Source organism: Flavobacterium sp. UBA6135, assembly GCF_002428305.1.
Taxonomy (GTDB): Bacteria; Bacteroidota; Bacteroidia; order Flavobacteriales; family Flavobacteriaceae; genus Flavobacterium.
Genome location: NZ_DIVJ01000014.1, coordinates 14,971 through 32,021, shown reverse-complemented (window position 1 = coordinate 32,021; position 17,051 = coordinate 14,971). Strand labels below are relative to the sequence as shown.

Sequence of the window (17,051 nt, the reverse complement as noted above, 5' to 3'; positions counted from 1 at the left end):
ACTTAAGGAGTGATTAATCACTTTCTAAAAGCAAGACATTCACCTGTTCCACTAATTTTTTAATGGAAAACGGCTTGGTCATATAAGCGTTGGCTCCTAATTTCATTCCTTTTTCGATATCACTTTCTTTATTTTTTGCAGAAAGAAAAATGACTTTACAAGCATTCAATTTTTCGTCTTTTTTAACAGCTTCAATCGTGGCATAACCGTCAACATTTGGCATCATGATGTCAAGAATAATCAAATCGGGTTGTTCTGTTTTGAGAATGTCCAGAGCTTCTTGACCATCTCTGGCTATGAACACTTCAAAATTGTTTTTCTTGAACGTATATTCCAACGACATAATGATATTGGGTTCATCATCAACTAATAATATCTTTTTCATAAGCTCTATTTTAATCAATTAATTGTTTGGGAATGGTAAACGAAAATGTAACACCTTTTTCCACATTTGTAGCCCAAATTTTACCTTTATGGGCTTCAATAATTTGTTTGCAAATGGCTAATCCTAATCCGCTTCCAATTGGCTTCTTGATAGTCTGGTCACTGGATTGGTAGAATTTTTCGAATACGGCTTCCAATTCGTTAGGGTTCACTCCTTTTCCGTTATTAAATATATGTACACTGTATTCGGTGTCGTTATTCTGCAAAGAAATAATGATAACGCCTTCCTTTTCATCACAAAATTTAATGGCGTTTGAAACTAAGTTGGTGATAACTTGAATCATGCGTTCTTCATCAAAATACAACTTTATGGCTTTTTGATTTTCGTTAAATTCAAGGTAGATTTTTTTATTGGAAATCAACTGCTGTAACGGTCTAATGGAGTTGGCAATGGTTGTAATAATATCTTGCTCTGTTAAACTGATTTTTTGTTTTCCGGTTTCAAATTTTTCTAAATCTAAAATCTTATCAATCAATCGATTTAATCGGTCCGATTCTGAAATGATATTTTGAAGAAACTGTTTTCGCATGGCTTCCGGAATATCTTCATCGTCATGTAAAATTTCACTGGCGGCTCTGATGGCTGTGATTGGAGTTCTCAACTCATGTGTCACAGTATCTAAAAATTCATCTTTTTGTTTGTCTTTTACCAACAAGGCAAAATTAGCTTCTTTCAATTGTCCCGACAGTTGCTTGAGTTCGTTTGACGTTTCCACCAATTTTTTGTTGATGGTTATGTTTTCTTTAGATTCCTCTAAGATTTTTAATACTTCCGGTAAGCTGATTTTATCTTCTTTGGTAACACCGTCAATTAAAATTTTTGCCGAAGCAGTTCCGATATGTCCTGTTAATAAATTCTCTGCAAATTTGATTAATCGGGCATCTGCCATCAAATTATCCGGAGCAATATTGTATTTCATTTTAAAAAGATGCAACGCTCGATTTGTTCGTTCTTCACCTAAAAAACGTTTCAATACTTTTTCAATATCCGAAACATAAGCAGTACCTTTCCATACAAATGCATTCTCATGGTTGGTAATGTATTTGTCAATATCTACAAACATTTCGGCATAATTGCGTTCTCTGTAATTACCTTTAAAACTTACCGAAAATGCCAAATAAACCATCAAGTTAAAAAACAAACTCCAAAACAAGGCATGAGGCACAGGATCAAGATAGTTTAATCCAAATAACTGAAAGGGTTGCAATAATTCAAATCCCCAAAAACCTTCTTTAAAAAACAAACTGTCAGGATTCAATGAACTTAAAAAAAAGGGTAATAATAAGGTGTAAAAACAAATGCTAAAACCAACAAAAACACCGCTAATGGCTCCAATTAAAGAACCGCGTTTCCAAAATAAAGCTCCAAAAAATGCAGGTGCCAATTGAGCCACAATCACAAACGATATCAACCCGACAGAAACGAGCGAGAAATCCATGATAAAAAAACGGTAATACAAAAACGATAGAATAATCAAACTGAAAATTCCAATACGTCTGATTCTAACAATTCGACTGTTGTTTCTTTCTTGGTTGTCCTTTTGAAGGGAGCCTAAAAAACCATAGGGAATGAGCAAATTGTTACTCAACATGGTAGATAAACTTATTGATGAAACTACAATCATAGATATTGCCGCTGAAAATCCACCTAAGAACACCAAAACCGTCATGAAATCATTACCTCTGGATTGTGGAATCAATAATGAAAACATATCGGAATTCATGTCTTGTCCGTCAAACAAGATATTTCCTCCCCAAGCAATTGGATAAACAAAAAAATTAAACAATAAAAGGTACAACGGAAACAACCAAATAGCTGTTCGAATGTGACGCTCTCTGTTGTTTTCTACAATGCTCATATGAAACTGTCTTGGTAATAAAAAAATAGCAAAAAAAGACAAGACAATTAACATCATCCAATTTACGGCTCCTTCTAATCCGTCAATAGTATTTCGTTTTTCAAAATGTTCTAAAACAGAAGCTTGGCTATAGATATCCGTAAAACCATCAAACACATAATAGGTAACATACAAACCTAAAATTAAAAAGAAAAAAAGCTTTAAAACCGATTCAAAAGCAACTGCAGTAACCATACCTTTTCTCTTTTCAGATGCATCAACGTATCGGGTTCCGTAATATGAGGCAAACAAAGCTAATATTAAAGCAACATAAGTAGAGGTGTCTAAAAAAATATTAGAACTTTCTGTTGATTGTGTAACAACATGAAATGTTTCTGAGATGGCCTTGAGTTGTAACCCAATATATGGCAGTATTGCAAGTAGAGCAATTACCGTAACCAAAGCACCTAAAAATCTACTGTTTCCATAACGTAATGAAATAAAATCAGCAATACTTGAAATCTTGTTAACTCTTGAAATTCGAATGATTTTTTTTAGAATAACAATCCACAACGGAAACGCAATAACCGGCCCGATGTAGATAGGTAAATAATTCAATCCCGAATCGGCTGCAACGCCAATGCTGCCATAATACGTCCAAGCCGTACAATAAACGGCTAATGACAATGAATAAACATAAGGATTGTTCGTCCATTTTGAATTTCGGTTTCGTTCCGCCCATTGAGCTATCAAAAACAAAAATCCTAAATAGACCAATACAATTGATAATAATCCGATGCTATTCATTGTATTTGTGAATGATTAAAAAACTTATTAAAACTGCCAAAATCCAAATGGAAAACAAATAAATATAAAAAAACGGAATTCCAAAAAAGGCATCGGCACTGTTACATAAAAGAATAAATGGAACGTTAAATAACATCCATAACCCTATGCCGAGTACAATTAATTTTTGAATATGTCTTTTTTTCATGCCCTCGTTTCAAAATTTCTAAAATTACAAACTCTGCTCCCGAAAAACAAGAGCAGAGAAAGTAATTACTAACCAAAGTAATAACTAAACTATTTAATGTCCTGTTGCTTCACCTGCACCCGATGGAATACGGATATTTTCAACAATTTCTTGCACATCTTGTGGTGGCTCCGGTGTGAATCTGTTAACAACTATGGCTACAACAAAATTCACAATCATCGCCACGGTTCCAAAACCTTCAGGTGAAATACCAAACCACCAATCCGGTTTTAAAGCATCTACCATTTCTTTTCCTCCATCAAATATTCCGAATTTGAATTTAAGCATATAATATAGCATCAACAACATCCCTACAATCATTCCACTTACCGCTCCTTCTTTGTTCATTTTCTTATAGAAAATACCCAAAATAATAGCCGGGAAAAAGGAGGCTGCTGCTAGACCAAAAGCTAGGGCGACGACTGCCGCCACAAAACCGGGTGGATTGATTCCAAAATATCCTGCAATACAAACAGCAACTGTAGCTGCAATTCGAGCTGCCCAAAGTTCATTTTTATCTGAGATATTTGGATTAATCATCTTTTTAATTAAATCGTGAGATACCGAAGATGAGATTACTAATAATAATCCCGCCGCCGTCGAAAGTGCTGCTGCTAATGCTCCTGCAGCAACTAAAGCGATTACCCAATTTGGTAAATTTGCAATTTCAGGATTGGCCAATACCATAATATCATTGTCAATTTTTAATTCGTTGGCTTCTTTGTCTGCAACGTATTGAATTTTTCCATCAGCATTTTTATCATCAAAAGTCAACAAACCGGTTTTTTCCCAGTTGGTGAACCATTGTGGCATGGAACTGTACTCTTTATCGCTAACGGTTTGAATCAAATTAGCTTTAGCAAAAACGGCAACTGCAGGAGCTGTGGTATATAAAATAGCAATTAATAATAAAGCGTAACCGGCAGATTTACGTGCATCACGTACTTTCTTAACTGTAAAAAATCGAACAATAACGTGAGGTAATCCGGCTGTACCAACCATTAATGCTAGCGTTATAGCAAAGACATCAACTAACGATTTTGTTCCACTGGTATATTCTGTAAAACCTAATTCGGTTTGTAATCCGTTTAATTTATCTAATAAATAAGTTCCTGAGCCATCCGCGATTGTTCCTCCCATTCCCAATTGTGGAATTGGGTTTCCGGTCATTTGAATGGAAATAAAAATTGCAGGGACCATGAACGCAAAAATCAACACGCAATATTGTGCTACTTGGGTATACGTAATTCCTTTCATTCCTCCCAAAACGGCATAGAACAAAACGATTATCATACCAATGATTACACCTGTATTAATGTCTACTTCTAAGAAACGTGAAAACACCACTCCAACTCCACGCATTTGTCCGGCTACATAGGTAAATGACACAATCAACGCACAAATAACTGCTACCGAACGAGCGGTTTTTGAATAATAACGGTCACCAATAAAATCAGGCACCGTAAATTTTCCGAATTTTCTAAGATAAGGAGCCAATAATAAGGCCAATAAAACATAACCTCCTGTCCATCCCATTAAATATACGGCTCCATCGTATCCTGCAAAGGAAATAATACCGGCCATAGAGATGAAAGATGCGGCCGACATCCAGTCGGCAGCTGTAGCCATTCCGTTTGCCAAAGGTGAAACACCACCACCGGCTACATAAAATTCTTTTGTGGAACCTGCTCTTGACCAAATTGCGATTCCGATGTAGAGAGCAAATGTGATCCCTACTATTATATATGTCCAAATTTGTACATCCATTTTTTTAGTTTTTAGAGTTGCTGAGTTACTCAGCAGCTGAGTTTTTTTTATTTTTTTTTAATTTCCGTTATGACTAATTACTAATCACTTAAAGCCTACTCCTCATCATATCCATACTTCTTATCCAACTTGTTCATCAATCGAACATAGACAAAAATTAAAATCACGAATACATAGATGGAACCTTGTTGTGCAAACCAAAACCCGAGTGGAAAACCACCAATTTTGAAAGCATCTAAAGCATCTTTAAATAAAATTCCGGCTCCGTAGGAAACTAAAAACCAGATGGCCAAGAGAATGAGAAGGTATCGTAAATTCTCTTTCCAGTAGGCGGTTGCATTGGCTTGATTACTCATTGTTTTTGTTTTTAGGTTGTTATAGATAAATATGTAATTGCAATAAAAATTCTCCTTTATAGGAATCAATTTTATCAACAGCCGTATAAATAGGTCTGTTTGAATATTGAGCCGTTATTTTGGCATGATGACCATCTAAGAAAAAATTGGTTCCAAAGTCAAATTGATTACTCGCTTTTTCTAAAGCATCAAAGTTTTTATAAGTATAGGCTGCAAAAGGTTGAATTCGCACCTTTGGTTTTTCGTTTGCATTTGGCAATAAAACACCGGCTTGAGTATACCATATAGAACCGGTTCCAATCATGGGTTGTAAATTGCCCGGTCCGGCTAAAGCTTCTGATCCTGTGTATTGCGTATTTCTTACTCCCTCATTCATAATTCCGATATTTCTCAAATAATTCGGACCAAAATCATAGGAATAAAAAACACTGTATCCTGTGAAGGCCATTTTTTTCTCTTTATTCCCAATGGGTAAATCTAAAAACACATCACCTGAAAACAAATTGGTAGCATGGCGTTCGGTTTCCCCGTTTACAGAAGTTTTAGTGGAACTTGGAGCTGTATAAAACCCGGCTCCAATATTTAACATCTTTTTCGCTCCCAAATAGGTGCCAACTTTAAAAGGTAAAAAGTTAGATTCTTTATCAAAAAATTGGTATTCCACATAACCGGCTTTTGACCAATGGGCGTTATTATTGTTGTCCACCGCTCTAGCAACAGCTTCATCGGCAACATCAACCGGTATTTGATTAGTTGCAAACGGTTTGTTGATACTGAACCGGTATTCAATACGATTGTATTTCCCTTTAGCAAAAACACCAATTTGTCGGGCAAACTGATCGGAATTTTCAATCAACGGCCAATTGAATATTGGAGCATCAATGGTCATATAGTTTAGTGTGGATGACATTGTCATGCGGGATAATCCCATATAATAATGCAAACCGGCTCCCATACTCAAACTGAATGGCTTGTCTTCTTTTGGAAGTACAACAGCATATTCATTCCAAGCATCGTGAAAAAACAGTCCCGGTTTTTTTCCGTTTCCATATCCACCCGTTCCTGAGGATCCGGAAGCTCCGCCGTTAATAAACGTTTGATTGTTGATACCAATATGGGTTACAATCATATAACGAGGCGAAATTTGTGCATATGCCAACAATCGCAATCGTCGGAGTCCGATATCTTCTTGTTGTGAAATTCCTTCGTCACCAATCATTGTACCCGGATTCATTTGAGAGGAACGAAGCCAAATTTGATTCCAAGCTATAAATCGCATGTATTTTGTACCTTCGGGATTTATGTTGAATTTCATTCCGCCACCGTAATCGGGTGAACCTTGCGAGAAAGCAAAGAATGACAATAACATAATGGTACTTGTTAGAATACTTTTTTTCATAATTAGAAATTGGGTTAGTTAAGGGTTAGATTGTCTATTTTTGACAGTACCAAATTCTATTTTTATCATGAAGAAAAAAATTCTTCTATATATTTTTGTTAATGACTATAGTTAATCTTTAAAACGTTCCCATTTTATAAGCATAAATTTGTCTCCAAGTTCCGTAATAATCATTCCGGCTCCTTTGAGTTGGTCTTTGTTTTTTAAGAATTCTACCAACTCTAAATGGTTGTATATCTTATAGGTGGGATGATAATCGGTGTGAGCCGGTTTTTTGATTTTAAACTCTTTTACCCAATTGCTCACTGTTACATGTGAAACTCCTATGATGCGTTCGATTTCACGGTAACTCAACCCTTCCAAATACAACTGCAATGCTTTCGTAACATAGTAATCATCTATCTTTTTACCTATCTTATTAACGGTAAAATAATAGTTGCATTTTTTGCATAAATACCTTTGTCTGTCTTTGATAATACCACTTTTAACTAACTGATTGTTTTGGCATTTCGGACACGCTAAAATCTCCATATATAAAAAATTTGCATAAATATATTAAATTAGCAAGTATTTAAAAACAGATTCTTTACTTTTTTTTAAATAAATTTATGAAGTATGTATTTTTATTGGCTAAAATTTATAAACAACATAATTTTAATTAAATTCATACGTAACAGCTAATTACTGTAAATTGAAACATAATTCATCAAAAAGTTGATAATTTTAGTAGCTATTAAACAACAATATTCTTTCAAATTTCTTTAATTTGTAGAAACAACAAACTAACTATGCAATTTAATACTGATGAAACAGATCCTTCTGTTTTATATAAATTATTAACCGGAACAATCATCCCCAGACCCATTGGCTGGATTTCAACTGTAGATGCTAACGGAATCAACAACCTCGCTCCTTTTTCTTATTTCAATATGGTGTCCCACAATCCTCCTTGTGTGATGTTTTCCACAGCCAGAGATAATAATAAAAATAAAGATACTTTGAACAACGTGTTGCTAAACGGACAGTTTGTGGTGAATTTAGCAACGTTAGCTGTGGTGGAACAAATGAATGCTACATCAGCCACAGTTGCTTCCGATATAGATGAATTTGAATTGGCTAGACTTACTCCTATTGACGCTGTTTTCATCAAACCCAAACGTGTCAAAGAAAGTCCGATTCATTTGGAATGCGAAATGGTTCATCATTATTTTATGGATAATAACGAAGGTGGTGGTGCTTGCCTTGTCATCGGAAAAATAAAAATAATACATATTGACGATGCTATTTTAATGGAAAACAACCGAATTAATTTAGACGTTTATAAACCTGTAGCTCGTTTAGCAGGTTCGAATTATAGTACGTTGGGAGAACTTTTTTCGATTAAAAGAGCGTAAAATTTTGGAACACTGATTTTAAAAATTGGAGAAATTGAAACAATATAAATTAAATGACAATGAGTACAATAATTCCCCCTTCGGGGGTTAGGGGGCTAAAAATAACAGTAATCGGTGGCGGCCCAGGCGGACTCTACTTTTCCATATTAACCAAAAAAGCAATGCCCAATTGCCAAATTGATGTTTATGAACGCAATAAACCCGAGGATAGTTTCGGTTTTGGCGTAGTTTTCTCAGATGAAACATTAAGCGAGTTTTTAATGCGGGATTTAAAATCCTATGAACTGATTCGCAGTGAATTTGCCTATTGGGATGATATTATTGTCGCTCGTGACGGAGAAACCGTGAACAGTTCAGGTAACGGATTTTGTGGTTGTTCCCGAAAAACGTTATTGAAATTATTGCACCAACGTTGCCGTGAAGAAGGTGTCAACTTGCATTTTCAACAAAATGTGGATGATTTAAGTCAATTTGCTGATTCAGATATTATTGTGGCTTGTGATGGGATTGGAAGTGCCATTCGAACACAATACCAAGATCAGTTTGGCACGAAAATTAAAATGATGAAAAATCGTTTTGTGTGGATGGGTTCCACAAAACCGTTGGATGCTTTTACCTATTTTTTCAGAACAACACCTTTCGGAACCATTGTCGCTCATACCTATCAATATGAAGAAGGAATGAGTACGTGGATTTTTGAATGTTCAGAACAAACTTGGCAAAACATTGGTTTTGAAGTCACCAACGAAGAAGATACCATTCAAAAAATTGCTGAAATTTTCAAAGATGAATTAGACGGACATCCATTAATTTCCAACAAATCACACTGGCGACAATTTCCTCATGTAACCAATGAAAAATGGTCACATAACAACATTGTTTTATTAGGCGATGCCAAAGCAACGGCCCACTACTCTATTGGTTCCGGAACAAAATTAGCGATGGATTCAGCAATTGGATTATCCGATGCAGTTATTGCCAATCCAAAGAATGTAAAAGCTGCTTTTGAACAATACGACAAAACCCGAAGAAATACAGTGGAAATGATTCAGTATGCCGCTTTGGTTTCATTAGATTGGTTCGAAAATATGGATAGACACATGCAACATCCCTTCTATCAATTTGCGTTTGGTTGCATGACGCGTTCTAAAAAAGTGACGTTTGAAAATCTTCAAATTCGAGATAAATCGTTTACAAATAAAGTTCTGAATGAATTCAATACTTTGAACAACTGTCATTCTGAACTTGTTTCAGAATCTCCCAACTCCCAACTCCCAACTCCCAACTCAAAATCAGCGGCTTTTTCAACTTTCAAATTAAGAGATTTAGAACTTTCTAACCGAATTGTAATGGCTCCGATGGGACAATATTCAGCCGATAACGGTTTGGTTACTAATTGGCATTTAGTTCATTATGGAAGTCGAGCAACCGGAGGTGTTGGATTGATTTTAACTGAAATGACTGCCGTTTCTCCAAATGGACGTATCACTTTAGGTTGTGCCGGTATTTATGATGAAAATCAGATTATTGAATGGAAAAAAGTTACTGATTTCATTCATCAAAATACATCTACTAAAATCGGGATTCAACTCGGACATTCAGGAAGAAAAGGTGCAATTAAAAAACCTTGGGAAGGTCAAAATGAACCGATTGATCAGGCTTGGGAATTGCTTTCCGCCTCTCCTATTCCATTCCATTCCAACATGGCAACGCCAAAAGAAATGAGTTTGGAAGACATGGATAAAATCACTGCTGAATTTGTTCAAGCCACCAAAAATGCAGAACAAGCCGGTTTTGATATGATTGAATTACAAGGACATCACGGATTTTTATTAGCTTCGTTTTTATCTCCTTTGACAAATACGCGAACGGATGAATTTGGCGGAAGTATTGAAAACCGAATTAAATTTCCATTGCGAGTGTTTAATGAAATGCGAAACGTTTTTCCGCAACAAAAACCAATGTCAGTTCGAATTTCCGCTTCAGATTGGGCAGTAAATGGTATTTCGGAAGAAGATGTTATTTATATCGCCAATACTTTCAAATCAGCCGGAGCAGATATCATCAACGTTTCAACCGGAAATACCGTTGAACATCAAAAACCACAAATGGGAAGAATGTGGCAAACACCTTTTTCTGATTTGGTTCGAAATACGGTTCATATTCCCACCATAACCGCCGGATTTATCCAAGACATTGATCAAATTAACACCATCATTTTGAACGGAAGAGCTGATTTAGTGGCATTAGGCCGACCTTTATTAGCAGATGCGAATTTTGTTAGAAATGCTCAAGCGTATGAAAATGTGCAGGCAAATAACATTCCGGTTCAATATAAAATGGGAAGTTCACATTTATATCCGTTGAAAGCAGCTGAACGGAAGCAAGTTGAAGGAATGAAGAAAACTTTAAAACCAAAAAGCAATAAAAAAGACTAATTTATAATCTCAGCAACTCAGTTTCTCAGCAACTCAGTAACTCAGAAAATGAAAGAAAAAAAATCTAAAATAGAAGTTCAAGGATTTGAAATTACCATTACCTCAAAAGATAATGATGATTATATTTCGTTGACAGATATGACAGTAAAATTTGGTGGTGATGACCTTATTTACAGCTGGATGCGAAACAGAAATACGTTGGAGTTTTTAGGTATTTGGGAACAAATACACAATCCAAATTTTAAAGGTGGCGAATTCGAGACCTTTAAAAAGGAAGCCGGTTTAAATTCTTTTCACTTAACACCAAAAAAATGGGTTGAAGCAACAAATGCAATCGGTATTTATTCAAAATCAGGCAGGTATGGCGGAGGAACGTATGCACACAAAGACTTAGCTTTTGAGTTTGGTAGTTGGTTAAGTCCTGAATTTAAATTATACTTAATCAAAGAATTCCAACGATTAAAAGAAAACGAAAACGACAGCTTAAATTTAGAATGGAATTTACAACGTACAATTTCAAAAATTAATTATCATATTCATACTGATGCAATTAAAGAAAACCTAATACCAGTTGAAATTACTAAACAACAGACATCTTTTGTGTATGCTAATGAGGCTGATTTACTTAATGTAGCATTATTTGGAATTACAGCAAAAGAATGGAGAGAAAATAATTCGACTCAAAAAGGAAATATTCGAGATTTTGCCACTTTGGAGCAATTAGTAGTCTTAAGTAATTTGGAGAGTATAAATGCACTTCTTATTCAACAAGGTCTGTCACAAGGTGAACGACTTATACAACTTAATAAAGTTGCTATTACTCAAATGAAATCTCTAGTTCGTTCCAAGGAAATAAAAAAACTTAAAGAGTAATAAATGAAACATTTTGATGATAATTTCGCTCACGATTCCCTACCAAGCATCGACTTGCAACCTACCTATTTACCTGGTTTGTACGAAAATGAAATGCTCAATTGTGTCGAACGTCTATTAGATTCTCACATTAAAAACGGTAACGGAAATGCTCCTTGTCTGCGTACTTTCAAAAAGACGTGGTCGTATCAGGATTTATTTGAAAAAGCCAATCAAATTGCTAATGTTTTAGTCGATGATTTAGGTTTACAATCCGGAAATCGTGTGCTGATTCGTTCTGCCAATAATCCGATGATGGTTGCGTTGTGGTTCGGAATTCTGAAAGCAGGCGGAATTGTAGTGGCTACGATGCCATTATTACGTTCAAAAGAACTAAAAACAATCATTGAATGTGCCGAAATATCGCACGTGTTTTGCGATATCGCTTTAGAAAGTGAAATGGATTTGGTGGATTCCGATTTTCTGAAAAGAATCTGCAAATTTTGTGGTTCAGAAAGCGGCACTTCCGAATTGGAAAATCTGATGATTAATAAATACAAAACATTTACTAATTTTCATTCCAAATCAGATAGTGTTGCCTTAATTGGTTTTACTTCCGGCACAACAGGATTACCCAAAATGACGGCTCATTATCATAAAGATATTTTGAATATTTGTGAAGCATTTCCAACCTATTCACTTCAACCAACCGCAAATGATATATTTACCGGAAGTCCGCCAATCGGTTTTACCTTTGGTTTAGGTGGATTAGTTTTATTTCCGTTGTATTTTGGTGCTTCCACATTTTTAATAGAAAAACCAACGCCGGATGTTTTATTGCAAGCCATTCAGGAACATAAAATCACGATTTGTTTTACCGCTCCTACTGCTTGGCGAATTATTACGACTAAAGTCAAGGATTATGACATTTCAAGCTTACGCAAATGTGTCTCTGCGGGAGAAACCTTACCATTAAAGGTTTGGGAAGATTGGTACAACGCCACTGGATTAAAAATCATCGATGGTATTGGAGCAACCGAAATGTTACATATTTTCATTTCATCTAATGAAGAGAATATGAAACCGGGATCAACCGGTTTGGCTATCACTGGTTATGAAGCGAAAATTATTGATGCAAATGGAAATGATGTTTCAACCAACCAACCCGGACGTTTAGCCGTTCGAGGAATTACAGGTTGTAAATACCTAAATCGAATAGAAAAACAACAAGAATACGTGCAAAACGGTTGGAATATCACCGGAGATATTTTCAAACAAGACGAAGACGGTTACTTTTGGTTTGTAGCCCGAGGTGATGATATGATCATTTCTTCCGGTTATAATATTGCGGCAATTGAAGTAGAATCCGTACTTTTAACCCACGAAGAAATTCTGGAATGTGCCGTGGTAGGTTTACCCGATGACGAACGTGGGATGTTGGTTTGTGCTCATATTGTTCTAAAAGATGTATCTAAAGCGACAGATAACATGAAAAACCATATTCAGCACTGGTTCAAAGAAGTAGCTGCTCCATATAAATATCCAAGAGTGATTTATTTTATAGAGGCTTTGCCGAAAACGGAGACGGGAAAAATACAGCGGTTTAAATTAAAGTAGCCACGAATTACACTAATTTACACAAATTAAATTCGTGAAAATTCGTGGCAAAGAAAAACATATAACTATGAATAAAACTTTCACCAAACTAGAAAAAATAAAATTCAAACATATCGACTACGCAGGCATTGTGTTCTATCCAAGATTTTTGGAAATGCTCAATGATTTAGTAGAAGATTGGTTTGAAGAAGCACTAGACCGACCGTTTTCTAAAATGCACGAAACAAATGGTATTCCAACGGTAGATTTGAAGATACAGTTTAAAAACCCTGCTCGATTGGGAGAAGTCTTAACCAAAAAATTATGGGTAAAAGACATTGGTTTTGCTTCCGTTTTATGCGGATTTCAATTCGTTAATGAAAATGAAGTAACCGTTTTAGACGGCGAAGTAACCCTCGTTAACGTAAAAATCGCCGAAGACCGTGAAAAAATCAAAGCAGAAGGTTTTTCGGAGGAAATGAAGGAGAAAATTTCAAATTTTAAAATATAAAATGGGAACACGGATTTGAAAAATTAGAGAAATCAGAAAAATACAATTATTCAAATTTTTAAAATTTCTTAAATCTGTGTTCAAAAAAATATTAATTATGATTCAATTCCACAAATTCAAAGCCGCCGCCGTTCAAACCTCTCCTGTTTTTTTAAACGTTGATAAAACCATTGAAAAAGCGATTTCTTTCATCAAAGAAGCCAGTTCAAACGGAGCTCAATTAATTGCATTTCCGGAAGTTTTCATTGCCGGATATCCGTATTGGAACTGGATTATGACACCCGTGCAAGGCAGTAAATGGTACGAGCAATTATATAAAAATTCAGTCGCTATTACCGATGAGTCGATGAAACCGTTATTCCAAGCTGCAAAAGATTTCAATATGCACGTGGTCATCGGAATTAACGAACGTGGCGATAGTTATGGCGAAATTTACAATACCAATCTCATCATCGATAACACCGGAACGCTGATCGGAAAACACCGAAAGTTAGTCCCAACTTGGGCAGAAAAACTAACGTGGTCAAGCGGTGACGGTTCGTCTTTAAAAGTTTATAAAACCGAAATCGGTCCAATCGGAACATTAGCTTGTGGCGAAAACACAAACACTTTAGCCCGATTTACGTTATTATCGCAAGGCGAATTAATTCACATTGCCAATTACATTTCACTTCCAGTTGCTCCACCTGACTACAATATGGCGGAAGCCATTAAAATTCGTGCCGCTGCTCATTCGTTTGAAGGGAAATTATTCACCGTTGTTTCGTGTTCTACGATTTCAAAAGAAATTATGGATGTTTTAAAACCCGATGTTCCTAATATTGAGGAGTTATTGACTCGAAAAAATTCGGCATTTTCAGGAATTATTGGTCCAAACGGAGCTGTTGTTGGCGAACCTTTGATTGATGACGAAGGAATTGTGTATGCCGATATTGATTTGGAAAAATGCATCCAACCTAAACAAATGCACGATATTTTGGGACATTACAACCGATTTGATATCTTTGATTTACGGGTAAATACCGCTCCTACACGAAAAATAACATTTATAGATAATCACGAAGATTTTAATAAATAGGAATGGGTTGAAACCCATTAGAAATAATAAAAAATATGGACGCAAAACATTCAGACGACGTATACGGTAGAGCTAGAGTTCAAGATTCTGATGAACTAAAAGCCTATTACAAAGAATTGGAAGATTTAGGAGCTGGTGCATTATGGACAGTTGCCAATGATATCGAGCCTTGGGAACCAAGAGCCAATTCTGTTCCCATGTTGTGGAAATATGATGATTTACGATCTTTAGTGCTTAAATCATCCGAACTCGTTACTCCCGAACAAGCCGGACGACGTGTGGTGTATTTGGTTAACGACAAACGAAAAGACGTTGCTGCCGCTGTAGGTTGGTTATACACCGGGATTCAAGTTACCCGTCCGGGTGAATTTACTTCTGCTCATCGGCATCGTGCTTCTGCCCTGCGTTTTATTATGGAAGGCGAAAAAGGATATACCGTCGTAGATGGAAATAAAATTATGTTGGAAGTCAATGATTTTGTCATTACTCCCAATTCCACTTGGCACGAACACGGCGTGGAAGAAGTCGGGAAAACCTGCATTTGGCAAGACGGACTTGATATTCCACTCGTAAATGCCTTAGAAGCTAATGATTACGCAGTATATGATGGCAAACAGGAATTAATAGCCCCGTTAAACTACTCACCAATAACTTATGGTTGTGCCGGACTTATTCCGGCTGACAAAACTTGGGACAAACCGTATTCACCATTGTTTAAATACTCGTGGTCTAACGTTTATCCTGCTTTAGTGGCAGCCCAAAAAGTAAATGAAGTCAATCCCTTTGATGGGATTTTCATGAAATATTCCAATCCGTTAACGGGTGGTCACGTGATGCAAACCATGGGTGCTTCAATGCAATTATTACCTGCCGGTTTTAGTGGAAAAGCTCACCGACATACGGGTTCGTTTGTCTATCAATGTGCCAAAGGAAAAGGCTATTCCATTATCAACGGGCAACGTTTTGATTGGAAGGAACGCGATATTTTCTGTGTGCCGTCTTGGGCTTGGCATGAACATCACAATCTTTCTGAAACGGAAGACGCGTGTTTGTTTTCTTTTAATGACTTACCGGTGATTGAAGGTTTGGGTTTGTATCAAGAAAAAATATATTCCGAAAATAATGGAAATCAAACTACTAATTAATATTATTTAAATGAATAAGTTATATATTACTTTACTTTTTTTATTCATTTCCGGACTAGTAGTTTCCCAAAAAATAGCCTTTGACCAAGGCAAAATAAACCAAAAGAACTATTATGAAGAGATTAGTTTCGAATTGGTAAATAATAAAATCATGTTACCGGTGGTGATTAACAACAAAACCTACCGTTTTTTGTTAGACACCGGAGCTCCAAATGTCATTTCAAAAAGAGTATTGAATGAACTTAAAATTCAAAATTCCTTAAAAATAAATGTCTCCGATGCGAATAACAAAAGTGATACGATGGAATTGGTTTCGGTCAATTCCATTCAAATCGGCAAGCTTAATTTTGAAAACAATGTAGCTTTAGTCAGTGATTTAGACAATCATTATATTTTGAAATGTTACCAAATGGATGGTTTTATTGGTAGTAATTTATTTCATAAATCCGTTGTAAAAATCAGCTTAAAAGATAAAAAAATCATTGTAACCAATGATATTAAAAAATTAAATCCAATTTCTAAACCTTCTAAACTACAATTGATAGGACAACAGAAATCACCCTATATCCAAGTAAATTATTCTTCAGATAAAAAGAACCGCGTTGTTGAAGAAGTATTAATTGATACGGGAATGGATGGCTTTTTCGAAATGTCACTAAATGCTTTTTCAATTCTTTCGAAAGAAAATGTGTTAGAAGAATTAGCTCGAGCCACAGGTTCCAGTGGTATTGGCTTATTTGGTTCAGCTCCTGAAAAAGAACAAATCCTATTTAGGACTCCCTTTTATAAATTGAATCAAACCACATTTGAAAATCTAATTGCCAATACCACCGACGATAACAATTCCAGAATCGGATTGGATTTATTAAATCACGGTGATATTATCATTGATTTCATCAACAAAAAATTCTATTTTGAAGCGATAGATACAATTACGTTAACCGAAAAACCACCTGTTTATTCGGCAACATTGATTGATACCAAATATTCCATCGGGTTTGTTTGGGATGCTGCTTTTAAAGATATATTAAACTATGGTGATGAAATCATCCGTGTGGATTCTTTTATCATCAATGAAATGGAATTTTGTGACGTAGTAAAAATCAAAGAATTCAGAAAAAATAAAGAATCCTATGAATTAGAAGTAAAATCAAAAGAAACAACGGAAACCAAAACAGTAAAAATAGAACAATAATCTCA

15 protein-coding genes are annotated in these 17,051 nt (G+C 35.6%); 8 read left to right on the top strand and 7 right to left on the bottom strand.

From position 1 onward, the window contains the following. Nucleotides 1–13: 13 nt before the first annotated feature. The 7 genes from B3L86_RS04265 to B3L86_RS04235 form a co-directional block, all read right to left on the bottom strand. On the bottom strand, nucleotides 14–385 hold the full coding sequence (locus B3L86_RS04265; protein WP_188361657.1) for a response regulator transcription factor: 372 nt from the start codon (nucleotides 383–385) through the stop codon (nucleotides 14–16). Between the two features lie 10 nt (nucleotides 386–395). Next, entirely contained in the window at nucleotides 396–3,089 is a 2,694-nt protein-coding gene (locus tag B3L86_RS04260; protein WP_291115368.1) for an ATP-binding protein, read from the bottom strand. Continuing rightward, entirely contained in the window at nucleotides 3,082–3,276 is a 195-nt protein-coding gene (locus B3L86_RS04255; RefSeq protein WP_291115366.1) for a hypothetical protein, read from the bottom strand. Before B3L86_RS04255 ends, B3L86_RS04260 begins: the two co-directional genes overlap by 8 nt. Before the next feature lie 93 nt (nucleotides 3,277–3,369). Further along, nucleotides 3,370–5,082, bottom strand: coding sequence for a sodium:solute symporter family protein (locus B3L86_RS04250; protein WP_291115364.1), 1,713 nt, complete (start codon nucleotides 5,080–5,082; stop codon nucleotides 3,370–3,372). Nucleotides 5,083–5,177: 95 nt separating this feature from the next. Next, the gene (locus B3L86_RS04245; protein WP_188361653.1) at nucleotides 5,178–5,438 is read right to left on the bottom strand and encodes a DUF4212 domain-containing protein; all 261 of its coding nucleotides are present in this window, start codon (nucleotides 5,436–5,438) and stop codon (nucleotides 5,178–5,180) included. Nucleotides 5,439–5,457: 19 nt separating this feature from the next. Next, the gene (locus B3L86_RS04240) at nucleotides 5,458–6,837 is read right to left on the bottom strand and encodes a porin (protein ID WP_291115362.1); all 1,380 of its coding nucleotides are present in this window, start codon (nucleotides 6,835–6,837) and stop codon (nucleotides 5,458–5,460) included. Between the two features lie 111 nt (nucleotides 6,838–6,948). Next, nucleotides 6,949–7,368 (bottom strand): IS1/IS1595 family N-terminal zinc-binding domain-containing protein, encoded by a 420-nt coding sequence (locus B3L86_RS04235; protein WP_291115360.1) that lies wholly within the window; start codon nucleotides 7,366–7,368, stop codon nucleotides 6,949–6,951. A gap of 257 nt (nucleotides 7,369–7,625) precedes the next feature. Between B3L86_RS04235 and B3L86_RS04230 the strand changes: the two genes are divergently transcribed. From B3L86_RS04230 to B3L86_RS04195, 8 genes are all read left to right on the top strand, one after another. Beyond that, a complete protein-coding gene (locus tag B3L86_RS04230) occupies nucleotides 7,626–8,231 on the top strand; it encodes a flavin reductase family protein (RefSeq protein WP_291115358.1) in 606 nt (201 codons plus the stop codon). Between the two features lie 59 nt (nucleotides 8,232–8,290). Then, on the top strand, nucleotides 8,291–10,669 hold the full coding sequence (locus B3L86_RS04225; RefSeq protein WP_291115356.1) for an FAD-dependent monooxygenase: 2,379 nt from the start codon (nucleotides 8,291–8,293) through the stop codon (nucleotides 10,667–10,669). A 48-nt stretch (nucleotides 10,670–10,717) separates the two neighbouring features. Continuing rightward, the gene (locus B3L86_RS04220) at nucleotides 10,718–11,542 is read left to right on the top strand and encodes a KilA-N domain-containing protein (RefSeq protein ID WP_291115354.1); all 825 of its coding nucleotides are present in this window, start codon (nucleotides 10,718–10,720) and stop codon (nucleotides 11,540–11,542) included. Between the two features lie 3 nt (nucleotides 11,543–11,545). Beyond that, the gene (locus B3L86_RS04215) at nucleotides 11,546–13,138 is read left to right on the top strand and encodes an AMP-binding protein (RefSeq protein WP_291115352.1); all 1,593 of its coding nucleotides are present in this window, start codon (nucleotides 11,546–11,548) and stop codon (nucleotides 13,136–13,138) included. Between the two features lie 67 nt (nucleotides 13,139–13,205). After that, the gene (locus B3L86_RS04210) at nucleotides 13,206–13,628 is read left to right on the top strand and encodes an acyl-CoA thioesterase (RefSeq protein ID WP_291115350.1); all 423 of its coding nucleotides are present in this window, start codon (nucleotides 13,206–13,208) and stop codon (nucleotides 13,626–13,628) included. Nucleotides 13,629–13,725: 97 nt separating this feature from the next. After that, nucleotides 13,726–14,706 (top strand): carbon-nitrogen hydrolase family protein, encoded by a 981-nt coding sequence (locus tag B3L86_RS04205; RefSeq protein WP_291115348.1) that lies wholly within the window; start codon nucleotides 13,726–13,728, stop codon nucleotides 14,704–14,706. Nucleotides 14,707–14,741: 35 nt separating this feature from the next. Continuing rightward, a complete protein-coding gene (locus B3L86_RS04200; protein ID WP_291115346.1) occupies nucleotides 14,742–15,851 on the top strand; it encodes a cupin domain-containing protein in 1,110 nt (369 codons plus the stop codon). A gap of 10 nt (nucleotides 15,852–15,861) precedes the next feature. Beyond that, on the top strand, nucleotides 15,862–17,046 hold the full coding sequence (locus B3L86_RS04195; RefSeq protein ID WP_291115345.1) for a retropepsin-like aspartic protease: 1,185 nt from the start codon (nucleotides 15,862–15,864) through the stop codon (nucleotides 17,044–17,046). The last annotated feature ends 5 nt before the right edge of the window (nucleotides 17,047–17,051 follow it).

Excerpts from the sequence above, each read along its gene's own strand:
- B3L86_RS04215 (WP_291115352.1), top strand. The coding sequence starts at position 11,546 with ATGAAACATTTTGATGATAATTTCGCTCACGATTCCCTACCAAGCATC.
- B3L86_RS04220 (WP_291115354.1), top strand. The coding sequence starts at position 10,718 with ATGAAAGAAAAAAAATCTAAAATAGAAGTTCAAGGATTTGAAATTACC.
- B3L86_RS04240 (WP_291115362.1), bottom strand. The coding sequence starts at position 6,837 with ATGAAAAAAAGTATTCTAACAAGTACCATTATGTTATTGTCATTCTTT.
- B3L86_RS04230 (WP_291115358.1), top strand. The coding sequence starts at position 7,626 with ATGCAATTTAATACTGATGAAACAGATCCTTCTGTTTTATATAAATTA.
- B3L86_RS04235 (WP_291115360.1), bottom strand. The coding sequence starts at position 7,368 with ATGGAGATTTTAGCGTGTCCGAAATGCCAAAACAATCAGTTAGTTAAA.
- B3L86_RS04200 (WP_291115346.1), top strand. The coding sequence starts at position 14,742 with ATGGACGCAAAACATTCAGACGACGTATACGGTAGAGCTAGAGTTCAA.
- B3L86_RS04255 (WP_291115366.1), bottom strand. The coding sequence starts at position 3,276 with ATGAAAAAAAGACATATTCAAAAATTAATTGTACTCGGCATAGGGTTA.
- B3L86_RS04205 (WP_291115348.1), top strand. The coding sequence starts at position 13,726 with ATGATTCAATTCCACAAATTCAAAGCCGCCGCCGTTCAAACCTCTCCT.
- B3L86_RS04245 (WP_188361653.1), bottom strand. The coding sequence starts at position 5,438 with ATGAGTAATCAAGCCAATGCAACCGCCTACTGGAAAGAGAATTTACGA.
- B3L86_RS04260 (WP_291115368.1), bottom strand. The coding sequence starts at position 3,089 with ATGAATAGCATCGGATTATTATCAATTGTATTGGTCTATTTAGGATTT.
- B3L86_RS04195 (WP_291115345.1), top strand. The coding sequence starts at position 15,862 with ATGAATAAGTTATATATTACTTTACTTTTTTTATTCATTTCCGGACTA.
- B3L86_RS04210 (WP_291115350.1), top strand. The coding sequence starts at position 13,206 with ATGAATAAAACTTTCACCAAACTAGAAAAAATAAAATTCAAACATATC.
- B3L86_RS04225 (WP_291115356.1), top strand. The coding sequence starts at position 8,291 with ATGAGTACAATAATTCCCCCTTCGGGGGTTAGGGGGCTAAAAATAACA.
- B3L86_RS04250 (WP_291115364.1), bottom strand. The coding sequence starts at position 5,082 with ATGGATGTACAAATTTGGACATATATAATAGTAGGGATCACATTTGCT.
- B3L86_RS04265 (WP_188361657.1), bottom strand. The coding sequence starts at position 385 with ATGAAAAAGATATTATTAGTTGATGATGAACCCAATATCATTATGTCG.